21 protein-coding genes are annotated in these 24,581 nt (G+C 43.3%); 8 read left to right on the top strand and 13 right to left on the bottom strand.

The annotated features are described in order from the left end of the window. Positions 1–3: 3 nt before the first annotated feature. From BLV00_RS11295 to BLV00_RS11280, 4 genes are all read right to left on the bottom strand, one after another. The gene (locus tag BLV00_RS11295; RefSeq protein ID WP_093045093.1) at positions 4–1,269 is read right to left on the bottom strand and encodes a TRAP transporter large permease; all 1,266 of its coding nucleotides are present in this window, start codon (positions 1,267–1,269) and stop codon (positions 4–6) included. Next, positions 1,250–1,711 carry a TRAP transporter small permease gene (locus tag BLV00_RS11290; RefSeq protein ID WP_245728947.1) on the bottom strand — a complete coding sequence of 154 codons (462 nt, stop codon included), beginning with the start codon at positions 1,709–1,711 and terminating at the stop codon, positions 1,250–1,252. Before BLV00_RS11290 ends, BLV00_RS11295 begins: the two co-directional genes overlap by 20 nt. Before the next feature lie 95 nt (positions 1,712–1,806). Next, positions 1,807–2,805 carry a TRAP transporter substrate-binding protein gene (locus tag BLV00_RS11285; RefSeq protein ID WP_093045091.1) on the bottom strand — a complete coding sequence of 333 codons (999 nt, stop codon included), beginning with the start codon at positions 2,803–2,805 and terminating at the stop codon, positions 1,807–1,809. Between the two features lie 21 nt (positions 2,806–2,826). After that, entirely contained in the window at positions 2,827–4,185 is a 1,359-nt protein-coding gene (locus BLV00_RS11280) for an FAD-binding oxidoreductase (RefSeq protein WP_093045090.1), read from the bottom strand. A gap of 202 nt (positions 4,186–4,387) precedes the next feature. Between BLV00_RS11280 and BLV00_RS11275 the strand changes: the two genes are divergently transcribed. Continuing rightward, on the top strand, positions 4,388–5,083 hold the full coding sequence (locus tag BLV00_RS11275) for a FadR/GntR family transcriptional regulator (protein WP_245728946.1): 696 nt from the start codon (positions 4,388–4,390) through the stop codon (positions 5,081–5,083). A 131-nt stretch (positions 5,084–5,214) separates the two neighbouring features. On the opposite strand, the gene BLV00_RS11270 is transcribed toward BLV00_RS11275, so the two are convergent. From BLV00_RS11270 to BLV00_RS11260, 3 genes are all read right to left on the bottom strand, one after another. Beyond that, positions 5,215–6,570 carry a GntP family permease gene (locus BLV00_RS11270; protein ID WP_093045089.1) on the bottom strand — a complete coding sequence of 452 codons (1,356 nt, stop codon included), beginning with the start codon at positions 6,568–6,570 and terminating at the stop codon, positions 5,215–5,217. A gap of 15 nt (positions 6,571–6,585) precedes the next feature. Then, the gene (locus tag BLV00_RS11265) at positions 6,586–7,722 is read right to left on the bottom strand and encodes a glycerate kinase (protein WP_093045088.1); all 1,137 of its coding nucleotides are present in this window, start codon (positions 7,720–7,722) and stop codon (positions 6,586–6,588) included. 122 nt (positions 7,723–7,844) lie between these two features. After that, positions 7,845–8,930 carry a CdaR family transcriptional regulator gene (locus BLV00_RS11260; RefSeq protein WP_093045087.1) on the bottom strand — a complete coding sequence of 362 codons (1,086 nt, stop codon included), beginning with the start codon at positions 8,928–8,930 and terminating at the stop codon, positions 7,845–7,847. 204 nt (positions 8,931–9,134) lie between these two features. Between BLV00_RS11260 and bioB the strand changes: the two genes are divergently transcribed. After that, the gene (gene bioB, locus BLV00_RS11255) at positions 9,135–10,127 is read left to right on the top strand and encodes a biotin synthase BioB (protein ID WP_093045086.1); all 993 of its coding nucleotides are present in this window, start codon (positions 9,135–9,137) and stop codon (positions 10,125–10,127) included. A 37-nt stretch (positions 10,128–10,164) separates the two neighbouring features. Here bioB and bioD read toward each other — a convergent pair whose 3' ends face one another. From bioD to bioA, 3 genes are read right to left on the bottom strand one after another with little or no spacing between them, the layout of a single operon-like run. Then, a complete protein-coding gene (bioD, locus tag BLV00_RS11250; protein WP_093045085.1) occupies positions 10,165–10,851 on the bottom strand; it encodes a dethiobiotin synthase in 687 nt (228 codons plus the stop codon). Beyond that, a complete protein-coding gene (gene bioF / locus BLV00_RS11245; protein WP_093045147.1) occupies positions 10,851–12,020 on the bottom strand; it encodes an 8-amino-7-oxononanoate synthase in 1,170 nt (389 codons plus the stop codon). Before bioF ends, bioD begins: the two co-directional genes overlap by 1 nt. Continuing rightward, a complete protein-coding gene (gene bioA, locus BLV00_RS11240) occupies positions 12,010–13,371 on the bottom strand; it encodes an adenosylmethionine--8-amino-7-oxononanoate transaminase (RefSeq protein WP_093045084.1) in 1,362 nt (453 codons plus the stop codon). The genes bioF and bioA overlap by 11 nt, the downstream gene beginning before the upstream one ends. A 298-nt stretch (positions 13,372–13,669) precedes the next feature. Here bioA and BLV00_RS11235 point away from each other — a divergent pair, with 298 nt between their 5' ends. From BLV00_RS11235 to BLV00_RS11210, 6 genes are all read left to right on the top strand, one after another. Next, positions 13,670–15,085, top strand: a complete 1,416-nt coding sequence (locus tag BLV00_RS11235) for a sigma-54 interaction domain-containing protein (protein WP_093045083.1) — start codon at positions 13,670–13,672, stop codon at positions 15,083–15,085. A gap of 166 nt (positions 15,086–15,251) precedes the next feature. Continuing rightward, complete coding sequence (locus tag BLV00_RS11230; protein WP_093045082.1) at positions 15,252–16,835, top strand: class I adenylate-forming enzyme family protein; 1,584 nt, start codon at positions 15,252–15,254, stop codon at positions 16,833–16,835. 18 nt (positions 16,836–16,853) lie between these two features. Then, on the top strand, positions 16,854–17,609 hold the full coding sequence (locus tag BLV00_RS11225) for an SDR family NAD(P)-dependent oxidoreductase (protein ID WP_093045081.1): 756 nt from the start codon (positions 16,854–16,856) through the stop codon (positions 17,607–17,609). Between the two features lie 16 nt (positions 17,610–17,625). Beyond that, the gene (locus BLV00_RS11220) at positions 17,626–19,014 is read left to right on the top strand and encodes a short-chain fatty acid transporter (protein WP_093045080.1); all 1,389 of its coding nucleotides are present in this window, start codon (positions 17,626–17,628) and stop codon (positions 19,012–19,014) included. A gap of 39 nt (positions 19,015–19,053) precedes the next feature. Beyond that, positions 19,054–20,097 carry a phosphotransferase family protein gene (locus tag BLV00_RS11215; RefSeq protein WP_245728945.1) on the top strand — a complete coding sequence of 348 codons (1,044 nt, stop codon included), beginning with the start codon at positions 19,054–19,056 and terminating at the stop codon, positions 20,095–20,097. A gap of 26 nt (positions 20,098–20,123) precedes the next feature. Next, on the top strand, positions 20,124–21,329 hold the full coding sequence (locus BLV00_RS11210; RefSeq protein ID WP_093045079.1) for an acyl-CoA dehydrogenase family protein: 1,206 nt from the start codon (positions 20,124–20,126) through the stop codon (positions 21,327–21,329). A gap of 331 nt (positions 21,330–21,660) precedes the next feature. Here BLV00_RS11210 and BLV00_RS11205 read toward each other — a convergent pair whose 3' ends face one another. Genes BLV00_RS11205 through BLV00_RS11195 form a run of 3 tightly spaced genes read right to left on the bottom strand, consistent with a single transcriptional unit; the run spans position 21,661 to position 24,459 of the window. Further along, complete coding sequence (locus tag BLV00_RS11205) at positions 21,661–22,929, bottom strand: TRAP transporter large permease (RefSeq protein ID WP_093045078.1); 1,269 nt, start codon at positions 22,927–22,929, stop codon at positions 21,661–21,663. Further along, positions 22,926–23,438, bottom strand: a complete 513-nt coding sequence (locus BLV00_RS11200; protein ID WP_093045077.1) for a TRAP transporter small permease — start codon at positions 23,436–23,438, stop codon at positions 22,926–22,928. The genes BLV00_RS11205 and BLV00_RS11200 overlap by 4 nt, the downstream gene beginning before the upstream one ends. A gap of 16 nt (positions 23,439–23,454) precedes the next feature. Further along, positions 23,455–24,459, bottom strand: a complete 1,005-nt coding sequence (locus BLV00_RS11195; protein ID WP_093045076.1) for a TRAP transporter substrate-binding protein — start codon at positions 24,457–24,459, stop codon at positions 23,455–23,457. Between the last annotated feature and the right edge of the window lie 122 nt (positions 24,460–24,581).

Raw genomic sequence — 24,581 nt, 5'->3', positions numbered from 1 at the left:
TCATTATTTGACCAACCATAGACTTAAGAATGGTAAGAAAGAAACGATCAAGACATCGACGACCATAATGATAATGAATGGAATGATCGCCCGAATCAGACTTTCGAATTTTGTACCTGCAATATTAGCAGCCACAAATAAGTTGACCCCTACCGGTGGTGTAATAAAACCGATCGCGAGGTTGACGATCATAATGATTCCGAAATGAGTCAAATCGATTCCCATTGCTGTGGCAATCGGTACTAAAATCGGCGTCAATATGATAATAGCTGCCGACGTTTCTAGAAATACCCCTACAAAAATGAGCAAAAGATTGATAATCAGCAAGGCGACAATCCAATTATTTGTCACCCCAAGCATCGCTTCCGTCAACTCAGCTGGAATCCGCTCACGAGTCAAGTAGTAGCCAAAAGCAGATGCTCCTGCGATGATGAACATGATGACTGCTGAGATTACGACAGAAGAGGCAAAAATCTCACTCAAGTCCGGCAGCTTGATTTCCCTGTAGATAAACACACCGATAATCAGACCATAAACGACCGCGACAACCGCAGCTTCAGTGGCTGTGAAAATCCCCCCGTAAATTCCGCCGAGGATGATGACCGGCATCATCAATGCTAATACCGCATCACCAAACGCTTTTATAAAGTCTTTGAATGTATAAGCTTCTCCCCCACCATACCCTTCTTTCAAAGAAATGAAGAACACAAGCAGTATAAGTGAACCAACAACTAAAACACCTGGAATGATTCCCGCGATGAACAAGTCACTAATGGATACTCCAGCTGTTACTCCGTAAAGTACGAGCGGAACACTTGGGGGAATCATGATACCTACTGTACCGCCAGCTGCCTGAAGGGCAGTGGAGAAATTTTTGTCATACCCTTTTTTCACCATTGCTGGAATGAGCAAGGACCCGACAGCAGCAGTGGTTGCTGCTGCAGACCCAGAAATCGCAGCAAAAAAAGCACAGGCCACAATCGATACAATGGCAAGACCGCCTCGTACACGTCCAACGACCACATCAGCAAAGTGAATCAACCTTCTGGATATCCCACCGTTTTCCATCAGTTTTCCTGCCAAAATGAAAAAAGGAACGGCTAGCAATGGAAAAGAATCGACAGAATTGAACATCCGCTGTACGATAACAATCAATGATAGGTTGCCTTCTATAAGAAAAACAATGGAGGAAGCCATTGCCAGCGTGACTGCTATCGGCACATTGATCAAAAATAAAACGATCAGTATACTAAATAACAGGATCGTCATGATGTTCCTCCTCCCCTTGCAGCACATCGATAATCGTCGTGAAAAGCAGATTCATAATCAAAAAGATTCCGCTGATCGGAATGACAAGATAAACAATTCCCATAGGCAGCTGCAGTACCGGAGAAGTTTGTCTCATTGCGCTGTTAACCAGCTCGAAGCCATAAATAATCATCATGATAAAAAATATAATACTAACCAATGCCGCCACAACGGATAATATCTTTCTCCCTATCAAAGGAAATAGATTCACAAAAAACTCTACACCTAAATGGGCCCTTAATGACATCGCGTAAGCTGCTCCTAGAAAAGTGATCCATATTAAGCAATACCGGGCAAGTTCCTCGGTCCACGCTAATGGATTATTTATTACAAAACGGAAGATAACCTGCATAAACACGGAAATCGTCAGCACTGCCAATAACAAGTTTAAAAAATGCTTCATCACTAAATTTATGTACTGGATAAATATTTTGATAGTGGTCCCTCCTCTCTTGATAAAGAGAAACCGGGAAAGGAAGCCCTTCCCGGCTGAATCTATTATTGAGCATCAAGAATTTGGTTCAATAGATCCTGGTGTTCAATCTGTTCATATACCGGTTTAACTGCTTCCTGGAACGGTTTTGTGTCAACATCTTCGATGATTTCCATCCCTTCATCCTTTACGGTTTGAAGAGATTCTTTCTCCATTTCAACAATCATCTCGCGTTCCTTCGCTCCCACTTTCTTACCTTCTTCCATAACGATTTCCCGCAGGTCTTCCGGCAGCTTATCGTAAGTTTGTTTACTCATCATATAGACAGCAACTGAATATACATGTCCAGTCAACGTCATATATTTTTGGTTCTCATATAACTTGAATTGGTCGACAACAATAGCCGGGTTTTCTTGAGCATCAACAACTCCTTGCTGTAAAGCGGTGAGTGCTTCTGTCCAAGCCATTGGAGTTGGCTGAGCGCCCAGTGCTTCAAAAGCAGCTAAGTGAATTTCATTTTCTTGCGTACGGATCTTCAAACCTTCTAAATCAGCCGGTTTCTCGATAGGTCGTACGCTGTTCGTTACGTGACGGTACCCGTTTTCCCCCCATGACAGACCGATGATTCCTTCTTCTTCCATTTTAGAAAATAACGTTTTTCCTACGTCCCCTTCCAAAACCTTCACAGCAGAATCACGGTCATTGAAGATGAACGGCACATCCAGTACAGCAAGCTCAGGCACAAAGTTCGTTACCGGAGCCGTTGAGGAAACAACTAAATCAACAGTTCCGAGCGTCATCCCTTCCGTCAGCTCTCGTTCGGCCCCAATTTCACTGTTCGGGAAAACTTCGATTTTCACTCTGCCATCTGTACGTTCCTCTACATTTTTCGCCATTTCCAAAAACCCTAGATGATACGGGTGGTCTTCAGGCAGTGAGTGTCCAGCTTGCAGGGTATAGGTTTCTCCACTCTCACCGGAAGCCTCTTCATCCCCATTACCACCACAGGCTGTAACAACCATCAATAATAAAAATGAAACTAACATTAACATGAACTTTTTCATTTTCTCTTCCTCCTATCCCCTTTAAAAAATTTTCCCGGGATTCATAATATTGTTCGGATCGATGGCGTGCTTGATTTGACGCATAACTTCAAATGATTGGCCATGTTCTTTCTGCTGGTATTTCTTTTTTCCTGCACCAACGCCATGTTCTCCTGTACATGTGCCGCCTCGATCAATGGCGTAATGGACAATGTACTCGTTAAATGCTTCAGCTTTCCTTTTTTCTTCCTCATCCGTCATGTCTATCATTAATAAGGCATGGAAATTCCCATCTCCCACATGTCCGAGCAACGCTCCATCAAGTGAAAGGGCATCCATTTTCTCCCGAGCGGCTTGGATGCCGCCTGCCAATTCAGAGATAGGAAGACAAACGTCCGTAACCATCATTTTTTTACCCGGATGACCATGAACGAATGAGTATGCCAAGTTATGACGTGCTTCCCATAAAGCGTTCCGGTCCTTCACATCCTTTTCAAAAATGATATTACTTCCTTCTGCCTCTGCTAAAAGCTCCTTAGCGAAACTAATGTCATGCTCCACACCTGCATCATTTCCGTGAAACTCAAGGAATAAGGTCGGTGCCTCCTCAAAATCCCTTTCATTAGAGAGGTTCACCTGCCGGATCGAATGCTCATCAACAAGCTCCACCCGAGCAAGCTGTATTCCTCCTGCCAAAAGATCAACGACTGCTTCGACCGCACCTTGTAAGTCAGCAAATGATACACGTGCTGCCACAATGACTTCCGGAATTCCGTAAACACCAAGCGTCAATTGGGTAATGCATCCAAGTGTTCCTTCAGAGCCTACGAACAAACTCGACAGATGATAGCCAGACGAAGATTTCACAGCTAAATTCCCTGTCTCGATAATCTCTCCATTCGGTAAAACTACCTCGAGATTCCTTACTTGATCACGCATGACTCCGTACCTTACAGACGTCGTTCCACTCGCATTGGTTGCCGCCATCCCACCAAGGGTGGCATCAGCACCAGGATCTACGGAGAAAAACAGCCCATACTGCTTTAATTTTTTGTTCAGCTGAGATCTTGTGACCCCTGGATCGACGGTGACTAGAAAATCATCAGGGCGAACTTCAATACTTTTATTCATTAAAGAGAAATCGAGACTAATACCTCCATAGTAAGGAATCACGTGACCTTCCAGGCTTGTCCCCAACCCAAAAGGGACAACCGGGATTTTGTGTTTATTAGCAAGTTTGATAACTGCGGACACTTCCTCACTATTTATTGGAAACACGACGTAATCCGGATTCTTCGGCTCGAGATACGCCTCATCTTTCGAATGCTGCTCGAGGACGGTTTCATTCGTGCTCACGCGTTCATTAGAAGTGATTTGAATTAATTCATCTAAAAAATCCAATGTCTTCCCCCTCTTACCATAAGATTTCTCCCATGCCTCCCTCGCTCCCTACTTTAAACAGCCACTTTCCGAAAAAATTGATGCGTACATCATATGTATGATGTATTATATATAGTACATATTATCTGAATATTCTTAACTTGTAAACGAAATTTAAAGAAAATTTATATTTTTAAAAATCTTTTGTAAAGGATGATACATAGTGCCCATCGCCTTTAATAAACTCAACACTCACCGTACGAAGTCCATGGAGATCGTATCGATGGTAAAAGACAATCTCGTTAACGGAGAATTGAAGCCTGGAGATAAATTGCCAACCGAGATGGAATTGATTGAACAATTAGGAGTAAGCCGGACACCTGTCCGTGAAGCCATAAAAATATTAGAAGCGATTGGCGTAATTGAAATCAAGCGTGGTGAAGGAATGTTCATCACCCAACATTCATCTCATTTAACAATGAATCCATTGGTATTCAGCCTGATCATGCATAGCCACAACATGGAACAACTCATCGAATTCCGGCAGCATTTCGAAGTGTTACTGATGAACATGATCATTACCAAAGAGCATAAGAATTTGGATAAAATTGAAGCGGTCTATCACTCCCAGGTAGACCGTATGAACCCATCTTTAAGTTCTGAGGAGCTTGCCGACATCGACCTTGAGTTCCATTATGCAGTACTGGAAGAAACCGAGAATCCTTTTACAATCGAAATCGGCCGTACCATTTATGAACTGATTCGCCCGAAAATGATTCATTTTAAGCATTCCAACAATATTGAACGAACGCTGGCGACACACAAAGCGTATTTAAATCTACTGAAGGAAAAAGAGGAATTCGAACCGACAAAGACAGTTATTAAGATGATCAAAAATAATGAGGAAATGATCCGGTAGTAGAGTTGTATGGAGGACTTGGGTACCACTGCTAACACTCCCCGAGCTCTCCAAAATCTGGAGGTCCTATGGTGTGTTTAACCCTATCTTAAACAAAAAAGAAGCCCTGAAAATACAGGACTCCTACTCTATCAAACAAAAATCAGCCACAGAACGAAGGTTACCAGAATCGCTACGATACCCTGGATCAACGTACCTGCTGTCTGTGCTTTATAGGCTTGTGTAACGGACATACCGCTGAACTCTTTCACTACCCAGAAGTAGCTGTCATTCACGTGGGATACGACCATCGCACCCGCTCCGACAGACATGACTACCAGCGCAAGCGGCATTGCGCCTTCGATTCCCATTTGACCCAGTAACGGCGCTACCAACGTAGATGTGATGACCAGTGCTGCAGTGGAAGAACCTTGTGCTGTTTTCAATGCAGCAGCAATCAGGAATGGTATGAATACGAACATGGCACCAGCAAATACATCATTGGATGCGAACCCTTTGATGAATTCGGCAACTGGTGTCGCTTTAATGACAGATCCGAAAGCTCCACCTGCACCTGTAATCAACAGGATCGGAGCTGCTTCTTTAATTCCGATTCCTACCCACTGGGTCAATGTTTCTTCATCATACTTTGGCAACAGACCGAATGCGAATAAAACGCCGATCAACAAAGCAACTACTGGTGCACCGAGGAATAGGAAGATATCGAAGAAAGTCCCTTCCCATCCGGCAAAAGTAATCACCGAACTGAAACCGATCAACAGAATCGGAACAAGAATTGGTGCGAATGATTTGAACGTCGATGGCATGTCGCCGAATTCTTTTACAATCGTATCGTAATCGAAGGAATGATCGTCTTCTCCCTCGATATGTATTTTTGTACCTGCTTTTATCGCCCATAGATAACCGGCGATAATTACCGGAATAGCAACGATGAAACCGACCAGGATGACGGTTCCCAAATAGTTTTCCGCTCCGATGTTACCTGCCGCTGCAATCGGGCCGGGTGTCGGTGGCACCAGTGTATGGGTTGCGAACAAACCGGTAGACAATGCGATTGCCATGGAAGCGACGGTGACCTTCGCTTTACGCGCAAGCGCTTTCTTCAGAGACGATAAAATGACATAACCAGAGTCACAAAATACCGGAATACTGACAATACTTCCGATGACACTCATGGCAAGCTGCGGACGTTTTTCCCCAACGATACGCAAAACGACTTCCGCCATGCGCAAGGCCGCTCCTGATTTTTCTAAAATAACTCCGATGATCGTACCGAACACGATGACCAGTCCGATGCCGCCCATCAGTCCTCCAAATCCTCCATTGACAGCTTCGACTACGTCCGCTAATGGAAGTCCCGCCACAATCCCTATTCCGAATGCAGCGATCAATAATGATAGAAATGGATGAAGCTTCAATTTAGCTGTAGCAAAAATTACAAATAATACCCCTAAAGTAATAACTAAAATAAGACCGATACCTTCCACTTGATCACTCCTCTCTTAAATTTCCAATCTAGATGTCGTTTCAATCAAATGAATGATTTGCGTCGTAGCGTCATATAAAAGTTGTTCCGCGTGGGTGATGCAGTCCTCAAGACGCATCGGTCCTGTAATGATAGAAAAGCATCCGGCAAAAAGTCGATTGAGTTCTTCTACGTTTCCACCAATACTGCCAGACACAAGTACGATCGGTAGGCCATGCTTTCGGGCAAGCTCGGCGACATATCCAGGTGCTTTCCCGTATAATGTCTGTTCATCGCTCTGTCCTTCCCCTGTAAAAACCAGATCAGCATCTGCGAGGCTTTCTTCCAAACCGATTGCTTCAGCAATCAGCTTCGCGCCTGAAACCAACTCTGCGCCAATGGTCAGTAATGCGAATCCCAGACCGCCTGCAGCTCCGGCACCTCCTACTTCCATATGATTTTTTCCGATTTCCGCTTCGGTCAGTTTGCCATAGCGCTCCATTGCGGCGTCATAGTGTTCTACCTGCTGCTCGGTTGCACCTTTTTGTGGACCGTATACAGCTGACGCACCACGCGGTCCAGTCAGTGGGTTATCAACATCACAGGCTACTTTTATCTCGACATTTTTCAAACGTTCATCGAGCTGGCTGAAATCAAGTTCAGTTACTTTGAGGATCGATGCGCCCTTGGCAGGAAGTTCCCTGCCTTTTCCATCAAAAGCTTTTAACCCCAGTGCCTGAAGCATGCCAAGACCACCGTCATTCGTAGAGCTCCCGCCTAAACCAACCAGAATCTCCGTGAATCCTTCATCGATAGCGTCTTTGATAGCCTCTCCAATCCCGAAGGACGTGGTGAGGTCAGGGTTCCTTTTTTCCTCAGGAACCAGCGTCAAACCAGCAATGGTGGCAACTTCTATGACAGCGGTTTCATTTTTCAGTGTGGCATACCAACTAGTCCTTTCTTCTCCCAAAGGACCTGTACAATTGAGAAACTTCTTCTCCCCGTCAGTGGCAGCCATTAGTGCATCAAGTGTCCCCTCTCCTCCGTCAGCCATCGGCTTTGTAACCGTGTTAAAGACCGGGCTGGCTGACTGAATCGCGCGTTGCATGGTTGCTGCTGCCTGCTGGGAGGTCAAGCTCCCTTTGAATGAGTCTGGTGCAATCACGATTTTCATAAGCTACTCCTTCCAAGCGTCATTACCTTTATTCAACCGAAAAAACGGGATCGATTCAATTAGTATATTCGACAAAATTTTCAGATTTTTCACTCGCGGAATTTGTGCAAGTGCACAATAGCTCAGTGGTCGATTCGCTGAAGTATCATGTACAACAAGCTGGCATCTTTGAATAATTGCGGGTTCAGTCCTACTTTTTCGGTGATCTGCCCAAGCCTATAGTTCAGTGTATTCCTATGTATATGCAGAGACTCAGCCGTTTCTTTCACTTTAAAATTGTTTTCTAAAAACTGTTTCAGCGTGCGAATATATGGTGCACCTAACGCCTGCAATTTTTGTTGATAAGCTAAAACGATTGAATTGTAAGCATCATCAGGAATAGCATCGATCACCCTCTCTAACTCCCAGTCCGAGCTGACAGCTACCGTAGTGGACAAGTCTGAAAATCGCAGTGCCTGCTTCGCTTGAAAATAGGACTGACGCAGGCCATTGATACCGCTTCCTACCTCACCTATGCCTACCCGTGTCTGGCCGCCAATCCGCTGTACCAGTTTTTCCGCAAACACAACAGGGGCTTGTTCTTCAGCTGGCAGAGCGACAACACATTCCTTTTCACTATATAAAATCGCAAAAAGCGGCTGTAAAGCCAACTGATCAGCAACAACTTTTATTTGATCTCCTTTTTCAGATAGTCTATCGGAATAAACCGAAAGGACCCGCCACTCTCCAGTTACATCCGTAGCCAGGGTGTATCTTGCTTCTTGTGTCAAAAATTCTTCGTGGATACCGGATGGATGCAAAAGCTGCTGAAGCCAATTCTCCCACTGGCGTTCCTTATAAAACACCTGGCGCTGAATATAAATCTGTTCCAAAGCAATTTCCACGGAGGCCTTCGTCATACCAGCAGCTTGCATGATGGATTCCGGGTCCCCAGTAAGGCCGACGACACCAGCGAGCTCATCACGATGACGGATTGGGAGGTTCACCCCTTGTTTCGCACCAGGAAAATCCTCGATATTCTCATCGCCTATAATCAAGTCTTGTTTATGTTGCATCACGTAAATGGCACCTTGATGAATCTCCATGATTCGAGAAGGATCAGAACTTGCTACTATTCTGCCTTCAGGATCCATCAAATTCATCGGAACATGAATATATGGTGCCAGACGCTGAATGATTTCATTACCGAGATCTTCTGTAATCTTCATAGATATGCCCCCTCTTGTACTTTGCCTATTTTATCACAACACCCCGGGTCCTCCAGATTTTGGGGGCTCCGGACTGAGGTAAATTTAAAAAGATATACTCAAACCATGATAAAAACTCTTCCTCTTCATTTTAAAAATGAGATACCTTCCCTCAAATGTTAACCAGTGTTATAATACGGTTAACATTTTTAAGGAGGGATTACTTTGCAATCATGGATGGAACTAGCTGATGAAGTCATTAATGGAAAGGAAATTACCGATGAGGAAGCCATGGCCATATTAACAAGCCCGGATGATGACCTTTTACCGCTTCTACATGGTGCCTTTCAAGTCAGAAAACATTACTTTGGGAAAAAAGTAAAATTGAACATGATCATTAATGCAAAGTCAGGGCTGTGCCCGGAAAACTGTGGGTATTGTGCCCAATCTGCCGTATCCACTGCTCCTGTAGAAAAATATAATTTTCTCGACCGGGATAACCTGTTAAAAGGAGCAGAACAAGCGCATCATCTTCAATCTGGTACTTATTGTATTGTTGCCAGTGGGAGAGGGCCTTCCAACCGGGAAGTAGATACGGTCGTAGACACAGTAAAAGAAATCAAACAAAAGTATAATCTGAAAATTTGTGCATGTCTCGGTATTTTGAAGCCAGAACAAGCAGCCAAACTAAAAGAAGCCGGAGTAGACCGTTACAATCATAACCTCAATACTTCTTCTGCAAATCATGCGAAAATCACCACGTCCCATACATACGAAGATCGCGTAAATACCGTCAACATGGCCAAAGATGCAGGTATATCTCCTTGTTCGGGTGTCATTGTAGGAATGAAGGAAACAAAAGAAGACGTCATTGATATGGCTCGCAGTTTAAAGGAATTGGATGCAGATTCTATTCCAGTTAACTTCTTACATGCCATTGACGGTACTCCATTAGAAGGAACCCATGAACTCAATCCTCGGTACTGCTTAAAGGTGTTAGCTCTATTCCGTTACATTAATCCGACCAAAGAAATACGTATTTCCGGTGGCCGGGAAGTAAACTTACGTAGTTTGCAGCCTTTAGGTTTATTTGCGGCCAACTCTGTTTTTGTAGGGGATTATTTGACTACAGCAGGACAGGATAGTACAGAGGACCATCAAATGCTTAAAGATTTTGGATTTGAAGTCGATTTTGACGAAGAACTCCAACAAGTATAAGAAAAGGGATAACCGTTGCTGGTTATCCCTTTTCCTTTTATATAAAACGATCTATATCGATATGTTGCTGGATCAAATCAGCTATTTGATCTTTGGTTTCAAAATTTACCCTGGGCAGTACACCAAGCACTGGGATTTTACAAAATTGCTCAATTAATGCCGGGTTCGTTTGTTCGACAATCCCTTCACTCTCAGGGTCCAGACCGTTCAAAATAACCCCCATTACCTGTAAGCCACATCTACGTGCATAATCAACGGTTAAATAGATATGGTTTACGGTCCCCAAATGAGGAGAAGCAACAATTACTACTGGAAGATCCAGTTTCTTCATAATATCACTGACCAGATAATCCTCCCCGTAGGGAACAGAAATGCCTCCTGCACCTTCCACAATATAAAAGTCATGGCGTTTTTTAATGTTATGCCAAGCCTCCACTATTTCTGATTGTTTTACCGTAATCCCCTGGCGTTTTGCAGCCAAATAGGGCGCCAATGGTTCATCAAACTGAAAAGGCGTAATATCTTCAACAGGGGAAGCGTCATCGGCCATCGTCTTTAAAATCATCGTATCACTTTCCGGATGATCCCTTTTTATCCCGCTGAGCATTGGTTTAAATACGCCAACATCCACGCCTTTTTCCGTTAATGCAGCTGCAATACCAGAGGCAACAAATGTTTTTCCGATTTCTGTATCGGTACCTGTCACAAAAATCCCTTTTGCCATTAAATCACCCCCAGCTCTTTACCAGCTTTATAAAATGCCTGACAAATTTGCTTGATTTGCTTTTCCTCATAGGCAGCCATCACTGTCATCCGTATCCTGCTTTCTCCTTCTGGAACCGTTGGTGGCCGGATGGCCGGGGCAAAAACACCTTCCGTTTCAAGTAATTCAGAAAATTGCACCGCTTTATCTGCTTCACCGATAACCACCGGTACAATTGGCGTCCCGTCTCCTCTGACATCAAATCCATAATCTGTGAGCTGATTTCGAAGCCTATGAATCCATCTATGCAAACGTTCTTGAAGATTACGATTCGTTTCTATGATGTCGATTGCTTTTAGCGTAGCTGCTATACTACCAGGAGGCAGGGCAGTTTGGAAAATAAACGAGCGGGCCTGGTTTCTCAAAAATTCGATCATTGTTTTTGAACCGGTAACAAATCCTCCTTCCGTTCCGATTGCTTTACTTAAAGTTCCAATCGTTATGTCTATCTCCGTATTACAATGTTCGGAAGCTCCTCTCCCGTTTTCACCGATGACTCCTGTAGCATGAGCATCATCTACGATAACAAAGGCTTGATAATTTTTAGCTAATGTTACAATTTCCTGTAAAGGAGCAATGTTACCGTCCATACTAAAAACACTGTCCGTCACAATAAAACGACGCTGATATGCCTGGCTATGCTTCAGCTTTTCTTCTAAATCCTTGCAATCCACATGGCGATAGATAACGGACTTTGCTTTACTTAATCTGCAGCCATCAATCAGACTGGCGTGGTTAAGCTGATCACTTAAAATGACATCGCCCTTCCCGGCGATTGAGGATATTACACCTACATTAGCAAGATAACCGCTTGAAAACACTAGGGCAGCTTCTTCCTGTTTAAATTGGGCAAGCCTTTCTTCTAACCTTCCGTGCCACACCGTATTCCCGGTAGTTAATCTCGAGCCCGTACTTCCGACCCCGTAACTCTTTATCGCTTTAATCGCTGCATCGATCAGCCGTTGATCACCGCTTAGTCCTAGATAGTTGTTAGAGGAAGCCATGATCATTTCTATTCCTTCTATTTTTACTTGAGGGGAGGGAATGGATTCTATGGTACGAAACTTGCGATATAAGCCTCTTTCCTTAATCAATTCTATCTCTTTTTCTACCCAATTCTCACTTTGCAGCAGCAATCCTTTCCTCCTCCTCTTTTGTCACGAGATCAATCGCTTGTTTCATAATGTGAACCATTTCTCTCAATTCTTCTTTTGAACTTACTAATGGCGGCATAAAGACTACTACATCACCAGTAGGTCTTGTTAAGAGTCCTAATTCCCGCATTTTCAGTGTAGCCTTGTAGGCAACCCTGCTTTCAAATGGGAAAGGTTCTTTGGTTGCTTTATCGGAAACGAGTTCGATTCCGCACATAAAACCCAGCTGACGAACATCTCCAACATGAGGAAGTGCCCTGATTTCTTCGAACAACTCATGTAAGCGTGTGGATTTCTCGTCTACCTGTGCTACAATTTGATCGCGTTCAAACAAGTCAAGGTTGGCCAAAGCAACAGCACAACCCAGCTGGTTCCCTGTATAGGAATGACCATGGAAGAATGTTTTAAGCTTTGTATAGTCGTCATAGAAAGCTTCATAAATTTTTTCTGATGTATAGGTGATTGCGATTGGAAGGTATCCTCCTGTAATCCCTTTTCCAGCGGCCATCAAATCGGGCTCTACTCCTTCATGTTCACATGCAAACATTTTCCCCGTTCTTCCAAACCCTGTAGCCACTTCATCTATGATCATTAATACATCATATTTGGTACAAAGTTCCCTAACTCTTGAGAGAAACCCTTCCGGCATGACAACCATTCCACCAGCACCCTGAACCATCGATTCTATCGTTAACCCGGCAATTTCCTCATGATAATGCTCCAGTAATGTTTCTAAATTCGCTATACATTCATCCCTGCAGACAGACGGATCTTCGGAGGGATGACGATATACATTAGGGACAGGTGTTTTAAAACCTTCAAACATTAAAGGTCCATATACCTGATGGAATATATCGATAGCACCAACACTAACCGCCCCGATGGTATCTCCATGGTAACCATTTTTAACAGAAATAAATTTTTGTTTTTTTGTTTGGCCAATATTTTGCCAATACTGATAGGCCATTTTCACCGCAATTTCCACCGCTTCAGCTCCACTATCAGAATAAAACACCCTGGTCAGCGATTTTGGAGCAATATGTACTAATTTCTCTGCCAGCTCTGTCGCCGGCACATTTGTCATTCCTAGTAAGGTAGAATGGGCTATTTTATCAAGCTGTGCTTTGATGGCATGATCCAATTCTTCTTTCCTATGGCCATGGACATTTAACCATACAGAAGAAAAAGCATCATAGTATTCCTTGCCGTGAATATCCTTCACCTTTATCCCTTTTCCACTTTCAATAATTAAAGGATCCTGGTCGTAATCTTTCATTTGGGTAAAGGGTAACCACAAATACTTTTGACTTTTTTCCGTTAAGTTCATTTAGTTATTCCTCCATTCCTTTATGGCTTTTGCCTAACTCGAATTATTGCTATTTAATTGTTAACCATATAATAAATTAAGTTTACAATATATTTTTATAATTTTCCAATAATTAAAAGAATAGAAAATGTGTCAGGAAATACGGAACAAGTGCATCACCACTCCTCAGGTCCTCCAGAATTTGGATTCCGGCAGGTTATTTTGACTTCACGGCTTTTCTGCTTAATAATAGAAATACATGAAAAATTTAGCAGACCACCCGCCTCGTTAATCCTCATGGTCTGTCAGGAGGGGAACTATGCTTCAATCTGGTAATTCTACTAATAAATCAGCGATACAACCTACTCCTAATGAACTGCAACTCTTAGACTCTATCATTCAATCAAGCTATGATGGTATTTTCGTTGCCGATGCCAACGGAATTGGCTGGACAATGAATGAGGCCTATACTCGAATCACTGGGGTTTCCAAGGACAAACTATTATATAGAGAATTAAAAGATGTAATAAAGGATGGAATCATTTCTGATTCGGTAACCTATAAAGTATTGGAAGAAAAGAAAGCGATTACAATTGTTCAAACGGTAAACGGGACAGAAGTGCTCGCCACCGGCAACCCTGTACTCGATGACAAGGGAGAGGTCACCCATGTCGTTACTAACATCAGAGATTTACGCGACTTAAATTATCTAAAATCAGAAATATATTCTTCCCGCATGTTTTCTGACAGCTTAATGAGAGAGCTGGAACAGCGAAATGAAAATGAGATTGCTAAACCAGTTTTCAGAGGAGTAATTGCACATAGCCGCGAGCTCAGGAAGCAGCTCAAAATAGCTAAGAAAGTGGCAAAAGTTGATTCACTCGTATTATTAACTGGTGAATCCGGCGCCGGGAAGGAAGCTTTTGCGGATTTCATATATGAACATAGTCCGCGTAAGGGACAGCCCTACCTGAAAGTTAACTGTGCTGCTATCCCTTCGTCCTTACTGGAAGCAGAATTGTTCGGTTATGAGAAAGGGGCATTTACAGGTGCCATCACTACGGGAAAAGTCGGATTATTTGAAAAAGCAAATGGAGGGACCATCCTGTTAGATGAAATAGGGGAAATACCGAAAGAATTTCAAGTGAAGCTGCTCCGTGTCCTGCAAGAATTAGAAATCAAGCGTGTCGGAGGAACTCATCAGATTCCGCTTAACATAAGAGTTATTGCAGCCACTAACCGCAATTTAGAAGAACTGGTTAATAACGGGGAGTTTCGAGAAGATCTTTATTATCGATTAAATGTGGTTCCCATCCACATTCCCCCACTGAGAAAGCGGACGGCAGACATCATTCCGTTAGCTAACTATTTTCTTGAAAAATTAAATGAAAAACTCGAGTCAAATCTTTCGCTTCACCCAGACACGCTGCCAGTCCTTGAAAATTATAGCTGGCCTGGAAACATTCGCGAATTAGAAAACGTGCTGGAACGCGCTGCCATTCTCAGTGAGGAAGAACACATTTTGCCATCAGATTTGTCGCTCCACAACGCTCGCCCTCAGAAACACAACTTAAAAGAGTTAGTAAATCGATATGAAGCGGAACTTATTCAGGATGCAATCGAAGAACATAAAACCACAAGGAAAGCTGCTGCATCGCTCGGCATCAGTCAATCAGCTTTAGTGAAAAAGATGAAAAAGTTCCAGCTCACCTCAAAAGAATACATTCATGAGTAAGGGGCCATCTAAGGGCCTCTTTTTTGATTCGTTTTAGAATCAGAAGATTGCATAAAGAATCAAATTCTATGATGTTTTTTTCTAAAAATACTGAATATTCCTCTTTTTTTAAGGTTGGCACGATACTTGCATTAGTAATAGTGAAAACCTTTAAGGAGGGGAATGCATGAAGAGAGAAACCATTCATGGCCGGGAAGTATACGTCTTCGAAGATAGACCATCCACCATTATGGAAGCTTTCGAGAAGACCGTACAAAACTACCCCGAGCGCGAAGCCATTGTTTGGAACAATCAAAGGATTACTTATTTAGAATTGCAAAAACAAGTCCATCAACTTGCGTCCTGGATGACAGAATACGGATCTATAAAGAAAAATGACCGTGTTGCCCTGTTACTCGGCAACCGTCCCGAATTCATACAGATGTTCCTTGCCTGTGCTTATCTGGGAGTCATCGTTGTTCCTTTGAACGTTCGCTCCTCTAAGAAAGAACTCCTGAATATGATCGAAAAAGCAGGCGCCAGCATGCTATGCGCGGAAGGGGACTATGCAGAAGTGGTGGAAGTGTGGCAAGCCTCGCATCCAACCAATTCCGTGATCATGACAAACGAAGTACCATTGAACAAACCCTACACGCTGTTTGACCATATATTTGAAGCGGAATCCTCTATATCAGCGTATCCGCACATCAGAGAGGAAGATCCGCTATACATCATGTTCACCTCCGGAACTACCGGTGAACCAAAGGGAGCGGTCGGAAGCCATGTTAATGTGATTCATAGTGTACTCAACTACAGTCAGGTATTCCAGGCTGCGGAACCCATACGCACGTTAATCGCTGTCCCGCTATTTCATGTGACCGGGCTGGTCGGCCAGATGTTCTATATGATCATCAGTGGAGGCACCAATGTACTATTGAAACGACGATACCAGACAGGACCCTACCTTGACCTTATTGAAAGGGAAAAAATCACCTTCCTGTTTAATGTACCAACGATTTATATCATGATGATGAGCCATGAGGAGTTTACCAGCTTCGATTTAAGTTCTATTGAAATCATGGCTTTCGGTGGTGCGCCCATGTCACCTGAAACAATCACCGCTTTAATGAAAGCGCTTCCTAAAAGCAGACTTCATAATGCTTATGGAGCAACAGAAACGACCTCTCCAGCTGCCATCATGCCAAGAGACTATCCACTTGATAAAACTGCTTCGGTAGGAAAAGCGGTGCCGACGGGAGAATTTAAAGTGATCGCTGAAACAGGAGAGGAACTACCAGCCGGGGAAATCGGTGAGCTATACATCAAGGGACCGATGATTGTTCATGAATACTGGCAAAACCAGGAAGCCGTTCAGCGTTCCTTTGACCAGGGATACTGGAAATCCGGCGACATGGCTAAGATTGATGGGGATGGATTCCTTTATATCATGGATCGTAAAAAAGACATCATCAATCGCGGTGGTGAAAAAGTATTTTCTGCAGAAGTCGAAAACATCCTTTATGGACACCCGGACGTTATGGAAGCAGCCATCATCGGCGTGCCGGATGATATTTTTGGCGAAGAAGTGAAAGCGTACATCGTACCGAAAGAAGGGAAAAATCCCTCCCCATCAGCAATCCAGACTTATATGAAAGAACATGTAGCAGATTATAAAGTACCAAAAAAGATAGAAATCATCGACTTTCTTCCACGGAACCCAGGAGGAAAAATACTAAAAACCAAACTGCTACAGCTCGAAAAACAAACGTAATAGAGAGGAGCTTACCACATGTTTCGATTAGATGGAAAAGTAGCCATGATTACCGGAGGCAGCAAAGGAATTGGACTGGGCATTGCACAAACGCTAGGAAGAATGGGTGCCAAAGTAGCAATAGCGAGCCGTGGCCTGGAGGACTTAGAAAAAGCGAAAAAGTCACTGACAGAAGCTGACATTGAAGTATTGGCGACACAAGTAGACGTGACCTCTAAGAAAAGCGTAGACAACTGGCTTAAGGAAGTGATTGATAACTTTGGGGAGGTGCACATTTTAATCAATAACGCCGGTACTAACATTCGAAAGCCCTTAGTCGAAGTAGATGAGTCCGACTGGGAACGTGTACTCGATACGAACCTGAAAGGCGTATTTCTTGCCGGTCAGGCGGCAGCAAAACAAATGATCGAACAGCAAACAGGCGGGAAAATCGTTAATATTTCCTCCATCTTCGGTGGTGTTGGCAGCAGCTTTCAGACAAGTTATGCAGCCAGTAAAGGCGGAATCAACCAATTGACCAAAGTGTGGGCAAGCGAACTTGCCGAACACGGGATCAATGTCAATGGCCTGGCCCCCGGGTATATCAAAACCCCTATGACCGAAGGATGGCTGAATGATGAAGAACGTTATCGGGGGATCGTCGATCAGACCATGTTAAAACGCGTTGGAGATCTGGAAGATTTAGAAGGACCGCTGCTGCTGTTAGCTTCTGATGGATCCAATTATATGACCGGGCAAACGATTTACGTTGATGGAGGATGGACTGCAAAATAATAAAGGAGGAAATCCTATGGAAGAAACTGCGAAGAAAGTTGAGTTACAGAATCCTCAGGAAAGAGTATCGAATAACCCTATTTCTATGCTGGCAATGTTTTTTGCGAAAGTCGCTGAAAAGTGGCTTCCTGATGCGTTCGTGTTTGCAGTAATCCTGACTTTGATTGCATTCGGGAGTGGCATCGTCTTAACGGAAAGCTCCCCGCTCGACATGGTTGTTTACTGGGGAGATGGATTCTGGAGTTTACTTACATTCACCGCCCAAATTATTACTACGTTTGTCATGAGTTATGCGCTCGCTTTGACTAAACCGGTATCCAAGTTATTAGAAAAGACAGCCAGCAGGTGTACATCACCCAAATCCGCCATATTCGTCGTCACGTTCAGTTCATTGATCGCTTCCCTGATCAGCTGGGCGCTTGGCCTGGTTGTCGCCGGAATTATGGCACGTCTGGTTGGAAAGAAAGTTCCGGAAGTCGATTATCGTGTACTGGTAGCTGCCGGTTACTCCGGGTTTGTTATCTGGGAAGGCGGATTATCTTCCTCTCCATCCTTATTTGTCGCAACGGAAGGACACAACTTTCAGGACTTAGTAGGCATCATCCCTACTTCTGACACGCTTTTCTCAGTTATGAACATCGTGCTCGTTCTGCTTATCTTTTTTACCCTTCCATTCGTTATGTATTTGATTCATCCAAAACGACCGGAAGACCGAATGCAGGTCGATCCATCTATTATTAAAGAAACCAATATTTCTCATGACCAGATCAAAGCAGAAAAATTGAACCCGAATGAAAAAATGGATAACAGCCGCTTGACCGTTTTGGCTGGTGGTTTACTGGGACTGCTCTACTTAGGCTATCAATTTTACTTGAACGGATTTTCACTTGATTTGAACATCGTCAACATGATGTTCCTGACGGCCGCTCTTCTTTTATACGGCAACGTCAAAGAACTGGGAAATGGAATCAAATCAGCATCAGGAAGCGTCGGGCAATTCGCCTTGCAATATCCTTTTTATGCTGGAATCATGGGGATGCTCAGCGCTTCCGGCTTAGCTGTCTGGTTATCTACGAATATCGCCAGTGTTGCTAATGCAGACACACTGCCTTTCTTCTCCTTTTTATCCGCAGGTCTATTGAACATGTTCATCCCATCCGGTGGCGGTCAATGGGCCGTACAGGCGCCAATTATGCTGCCTACTGCTGTGGAAATGGGCGTCAATCCTGCCAAAATCGTAACCGCAGTAGCCTGGGGGGATGCATGGACCAACATGATTCAACCGTTCTGGGCGATTCCGATGCTTGCGATCGCTGGTCTTCGTATTCGCGATATGATGGGTTTTGCGACAATCACCTTGCTATACACTGGAACCATCATGACTATCGTTTTATTAGTTTTTTAATAAAAAGAAAGCGCTACCGTTTCGAGAGGAGTGAATCATTTGGCTGAATTAACAAGACAAGATCGTGAGGAAATCAACTGGCAAGGCATCGAGGATTTATTAAAGAGCCGCTTTTCGAACCTCGAAGGCAGGATGCAAGCAGAACGGTTTTCTGCCGGATATTCCAATTTGACGTACAAGGTCAGGTTTGACAATTGGCAAGCGGTCCTGCGCCGCCCGCCATTCGGTGAAATTCCACCCAAAGCTCATGATATGCAAAGGGAATATAAACTGTTGCAGAAAATCCACCCAGTCTTTCCACTTGCACCAGAACCTTATCTTTATAGCGAAGATCCCGGGCTTATGGATAAGCATTTTTACTTGATGGAAGCGAAAGAAGGGTATGTCATCGATGAAGAGATCCCCCCTTCCTATGAGAACATTTTGAACATAAGGCAGACGATCTCAGAATCGGTAATCGACTCGCTTGTCGAGCTTCACTCTATCAATCTGGAAAACAACAACCTGCTATCCCTTGGGAAACCTGAAGGCTTTTTAGAACGGCAGGTCAATGGCTGGATTAAACGTTATAACCGTTCCAAAACGGACGACATCGAAGGAGTGACAGAGTTGGAAGAATGGCTGTTAGGCAATATTCCTTCCTCCCCGCCTCCGACGATTGTCCATAACGACTTCAAGCTGAACAATATGATGTTTTCTTTACAAAATCCCGGAGAGGTCACAGGGGTGTTCGACTGGGAGCTATGCACGATCGGGGATCCGCTCACCGATTTAGGGGCGAGCCTTGCTTACTGGACAGAACCTGGTGACCCTGAAACGGGGTTAACGTCCATCACACGGGAAAGAGGATTTTACTCCCGTAAAGAAATGCTGGACTTATATGCGAAAAAAAGCGGAAGAGATTTGTCCGCGATTGACTTCTACCTCGCCTATTCATTCTATAAAAATGCAGCTATCCTCCAGCAAATCTATTATCGCTGGAAAAATGGCAGCATCCAGGATGACCGCTTCTCGGACCTTAATGTTGGAATAGCAAATTTAATGAAAAAGTCAGAAGAAGCGCGCAACAAAATGCTTGTCTAAAAAACTATCAATGGAGTTGAGATAATATGATAACCACCACTTCTAACCGTACCGAAGAATTACAAAAAAAACTTGTCGCATTTATGGATGACTATATTTATCCGAACGAAAAATTGTATGAACAGCAGCTCAATGAAGCAGATACCCGCTGGATCATCCCGCCTATCGTGGAGGAGTTGAAAGAAAAAGCGAAAGACCAGGGTTTGTGGAATCTGTTCAACCGTGAAGAAGGTTATGGCACCCAGCTATCAAACTATGAATATGCCCACCTTTGCGAAATCATGGGGCGATCCTTAATTGCCCCGGAAGTGTTCAATTGTAATGCGCCGGATACTGGCAATATGGAAGTGCTGATGCAATATGGAACAAAGGAGCAGCAGGAACAATGGCTCTACCTGCTCCTCGATGGAAAAATACGATCCTGCTTCACGATGACAGAACCCGATGTAGCATCATCGGATGCCACTAATATTCAAAGCCATATCATTCGTGAAGGCGATGAGTATATCATCAATGCAAAAAAATGGTGGTCTTCAGGAGCAATGGATCCTCGCTGTGAGATTGCCATCTTCATGGGGAAAACTGACCCGGAAGGCCCAATACATGAGCAGCAATCGATGGTACTCGTACCTATGAACACCCCTGGGGTCGAAGTAAAGAGGCATCTTCCTGTATTCGGTTATGACCACGCCCCGCACGGCCATGCGGAAGTACATTTCAATAATGTACGCGTACCTGTCTCGAACCTGCTTTATGAAGAGGGTAAAGGGTTCGAAATCGCACAATCGCGCCTCGGTCCTGGCCGAATCCACCATTGTATGCGCGCAATCGGAGCAGCTGAACGAGCACTGGAACTGATGTGCGAACGCGTGAACAGCCGCGAAACATTTGGCTCCCCGCTGGCTGAAAAAGGGGTAGTTCGGGAATTTATTGCTGAATCCCGCTTAGAGATCGATCAGGCACGACTGCTTACACTGCATGCTGCCAGGAAAATGGATGAAGAAGGTACAAAAGCCGCAAGAAAAGAAATTGCCATGATTAAAATCGTTGCGCCAAGAGTTTCTCTGAATGTTATCGATCGAGCGATCCAAATGTTTGGCGGTGCAGGAGTTTCCGATGACTTCCCACTTGCCGCACACTGGGCAAACGCAAGGACGCTACGAATTGTAGATGGCCCCGACCAAGTCCACCTAAGAGACATTGGAAGACTAGAATTAAAAAACTATCAATAACAACAAAGCAAACCCCGGGTCCTCCAGATTTTGGAGAGCTCCGGGGTGTGATCATATCATCTCCTCATTTATCTATCTTTACAGAAAGTTCTTCTCTGGAAAGGTCCGGAAAGCAATTGAATTAGCTCCGAAGAGAACTTATTAATAAAAAGGGGTGCCTGTCGAAAGAGGCATCCTTTTTGTGTGAATTTTTTCCGTATTCGGTTATTACTTTTAGAGAAAAAAAGTGTATTTTACATTAAATCCATGACGACTCACCTGTTCATTGGGGAAAAGCTATTTTTAAAAAACTAATGCCTGTCTACTAATTTTAGAGACTGGCATCTGTTTTTTATAAGAAAGCCAAAGATATTTGAGGTATGAGCAACAGAATCACAAGGCTTAACAGCATGACAAAGAAAAACGGCACTACCGCTCTTGCCAGGACAGGCATCCCAAGTCCGGAGATTCCTGATCCTACAAACAAATTAACACCAAGCGGCGGCGTAATGAAACCGACTGCCAAGGAGACAATCATCAATATACCGAAGTGAATTGGGTCAACCCCCACTTCTATCGCCATCGGTAAGAGTATAGGGGTAAAAATAATTACAGCTGCAGAAGTATCAATAAAGCAGCCAATCACAAGCAACAACACTACCATAAGCAATAACAATACAAAAGAATTCTGCGATAGAGATAAGAAGGAATTGGCTAAAGCCTGAGGAATACGTTCCATAGATAATAACGTACCAAATGTATTAGCTGTGCCGATGATAATTAAAATAATCACAGAATTTAAAGCAGCATTCTTAATGATAGTCGGTAAATCTTTTAACGCTAATTCTTTATGGAAAAACAGACTTACAACTGCCGCATAAACTACTGCGATAACTGCTGCTTCTGTAGGTGTGAAGATTCCTCCATAAATCCCTCCTAATATAATGATTGGTATTAATATGGACCATTTAGCTCTATTCAAAGAAACAAACATCTTTTTAAAGGTAAACGTTTCTTGTGTCCCTGTGTAATTTTTCTTTTTAGAATAAATGTAAACCCAAATCATCATCGCTAATCCAAGTAAAATTCCTGGCAAAATACCACCCATAAACAAATCACCGATCGATTGATTACCGGATACCCCATATAAGACTAGTGGAATACTTGGAGGAATAATTATACCTAAGGAGCCCGCAGAGACTATAACCGAAGTAGCAAATTTTTTATCATAGCCATGGGATACCATAGCAGGAATCATAATACCCCCTATCGCGGCAACGGTAGCAGGTCCGGAACCAGAAATCGCCGCAAAAAACATACACGTCAATACAGCAGCCATGGCAAAACCACCTGTGAACCTCCCAACAAACACGTTAGCTAAATCGAATAGCCGGGTAGAAATTCCTCCTTTCCCCATGATTTCACCAGCTAATATAAAAAAAGGAACTGCCATCAAAGCAAAGCTATCAGTAGAAGTCACAAGTCCTTGACTTAAAAAGGTGAGAGAAATGTTAGAAGAATAGAGTGCCGTAACCAACCCTGACAAACCGAGCGCTATTCCAATTGGCACCGTCAGTATTAAAAATAAAAAGAAACTACCAAATAGAACGAATGTTGTCATATTGCCCCCTCCCTTACATCATCATAGTTGTCTGTTCGTTTGATATTCTTTAATTCTTTAACTTGACCTGATAGTTTCTGTATTAACCGAATCGTTGTTAAAACCATTCCAATGGCTGGCGCTGCATATACCCAGCCCATCGGAAGTTGCAAAGCAGCAGATTCTCTAGTGATTTTTGCTACGATATCAAACCCGTACACTCCAATTACCAGGGCAAATAGTAGAAAGAATATCGTTGACACCATCTTTAATATTATTTTTCCTTTTTTCTTAAATAACATGGCAAAAGCATCTACATTTAAGTGTTTGTTCTCTTTCACCCCATAACTTACGCCGATATAAATCATCCAGATGAATGCATACCTTGCAATTTCTTCTGACCAGGAAAGCGAGTTCCCAAAGACGTAGCGCATAATCACCTGGGTGAAAATAATGATTACAGTAAAACTGCTCAAAAAAATCAGTGCGTATTTTTCAAGGTTTTCATCTAACCATTGTAAAGTCTTCAATAGTTTCCCTCCTCCCCTAACTATCCTGGACTTCATTTAAAACTTTATCCAAAAGTGCATCGCCAAACTGTTTTCTAAAAGATTCATAGACGACCTTTGTCATTTCTTTAAAAGGATCCGTTTCTGGTCTGACCATCTGCATCCCGTCTTCCTGTAGTTCCTCAATCATTTTTTCTTCTTTTTCAACAATAAGTTCTCTATGATATTGTGCGGCATCCCGCGAACTTTCCTCCACTATTTGTTTATGTTCAGCTGATAATGATTGCCAAAATTCTTCATTAATCGCAGCAGGCAATGCCATGTATTGATGCTTGGTAAAATTCAAATAGTCCTGTACTTCCTGAAACTTACTGGCATAAATGTTAGCGACAGGATTCTCCTGAGCATCTACTGTGCCTTGCTGCAAGGCCATATATAACTCACCAAACGCCATAGGCGTAGGGTTTGCCCCTAAAGAGTTAAAGGTACTTAGTGACAAAGGAAATTCTGGAGTCCTTATTTTTAATCCTCGAAAATCCTCTGGTTTTTCAACTGGTTTGTTCGCGGTTACATGACGAAATCCATTTTCAAAGTAAGCTAAAATTCTAAGATTATCTTCTAATAGAGGCTCTGCTATCTCTTTACCAATGGGGCCGTCTAAAACATTCCATGCCTCTTCATAAGAGTCGAATAAATAAGGCAACTCAATGATGCTAATTTGTTGATCATATTGACTAAAGGCACTGGAAGCTACCATTTGTAAATCATTTAATGTAACGCTTTCAATCATTTCTGCTTCAGAACCGAGTTGCTCGTTGGGATAGATATGAACTTCAATCTTCCCGTTGGAACGCTTCTCCACCAGTTCTTTAAAATGCTTTACTGCTATATGTCTCTCATTCGTTTCGGCGGCTCCGTGCCCAAACCTTAAGACAATTCGATCATCAGAATTTATAGCTTCACCAGTTGTAACGAACACGACAAGAAGGCTGATACCGAGCGCCAGCGTGATAAGAATCATAATATTCCGTAAACTTTTCATGTACTTCCCCTTTCTAGTTAATGGTTTAACCACATCTAACATTTCTTGAAAATTGTATAGGAGCCGTTCTAATGATAGCGGTTACATTTTAATTGAAAGTGCAGGCAGCCAATGAGCGTCCA

Origin of the sequence: Thalassobacillus cyri (genome assembly GCF_900107755.1) — a bacterium.
Classification (GTDB): Bacteria; Bacillota; Bacilli; order Bacillales; family Halobacillaceae; genus Thalassobacillus; species Thalassobacillus cyri.
The sequence above is the reverse complement of the archived record's forward strand: the minus strand, read 5'-3'. Positions and strand labels throughout refer to the sequence as shown.

Bases quoted from the DNA above. Each gene is read 5' to 3' on its own strand.
- BLV00_RS11235 (WP_093045083.1), top strand. From the start codon at position 13,670: ATGCTTCAATCTGGTAATTCTACTAATAAATCAGCGATACAACCTACT.
- BLV00_RS11265 (WP_093045088.1), bottom strand. From the start codon at position 7,722: ATGAAAATCGTGATTGCACCAGACTCATTCAAAGGGAGCTTGACCTCC.
- BLV00_RS11195 (WP_093045076.1), bottom strand. From the start codon at position 24,459: ATGAAAAGTTTACGGAATATTATGATTCTTATCACGCTGGCGCTCGGT.
- BLV00_RS11285 (WP_093045091.1), bottom strand. From the start codon at position 2,805: ATGAAAAAGTTCATGTTAATGTTAGTTTCATTTTTATTATTGATGGTT.
- BLV00_RS11230 (WP_093045082.1), top strand. From the start codon at position 15,252: ATGAAGAGAGAAACCATTCATGGCCGGGAAGTATACGTCTTCGAAGAT.
- bioD (WP_093045085.1), bottom strand. From the start codon at position 10,851: ATGGCAAAAGGGATTTTTGTGACAGGTACCGATACAGAAATCGGAAAA.
- BLV00_RS11225 (WP_093045081.1), top strand. From the start codon at position 16,854: ATGTTTCGATTAGATGGAAAAGTAGCCATGATTACCGGAGGCAGCAAA.
- bioA (WP_093045084.1), bottom strand. From the start codon at position 13,371: ATGAACTTAACGGAAAAAAGTCAAAAGTATTTGTGGTTACCCTTTACC.
- BLV00_RS11290 (WP_245728947.1), bottom strand. From the start codon at position 1,711: ATGAAGCATTTTTTAAACTTGTTATTGGCAGTGCTGACGATTTCCGTG.
- BLV00_RS11210 (WP_093045079.1), top strand. From the start codon at position 20,124: ATGATAACCACCACTTCTAACCGTACCGAAGAATTACAAAAAAAACTT.
- BLV00_RS11205 (WP_093045078.1), bottom strand. From the start codon at position 22,929: ATGACAACATTCGTTCTATTTGGTAGTTTCTTTTTATTTTTAATACTG.
- BLV00_RS11295 (WP_093045093.1), bottom strand. From the start codon at position 1,269: ATGACGATCCTGTTATTTAGTATACTGATCGTTTTATTTTTGATCAAT.
- BLV00_RS11220 (WP_093045080.1), top strand. From the start codon at position 17,626: ATGGAAGAAACTGCGAAGAAAGTTGAGTTACAGAATCCTCAGGAAAGA.
- BLV00_RS11260 (WP_093045087.1), bottom strand. From the start codon at position 8,930: ATGAAGATTACAGAAGATCTCGGTAATGAAATCATTCAGCGTCTGGCA.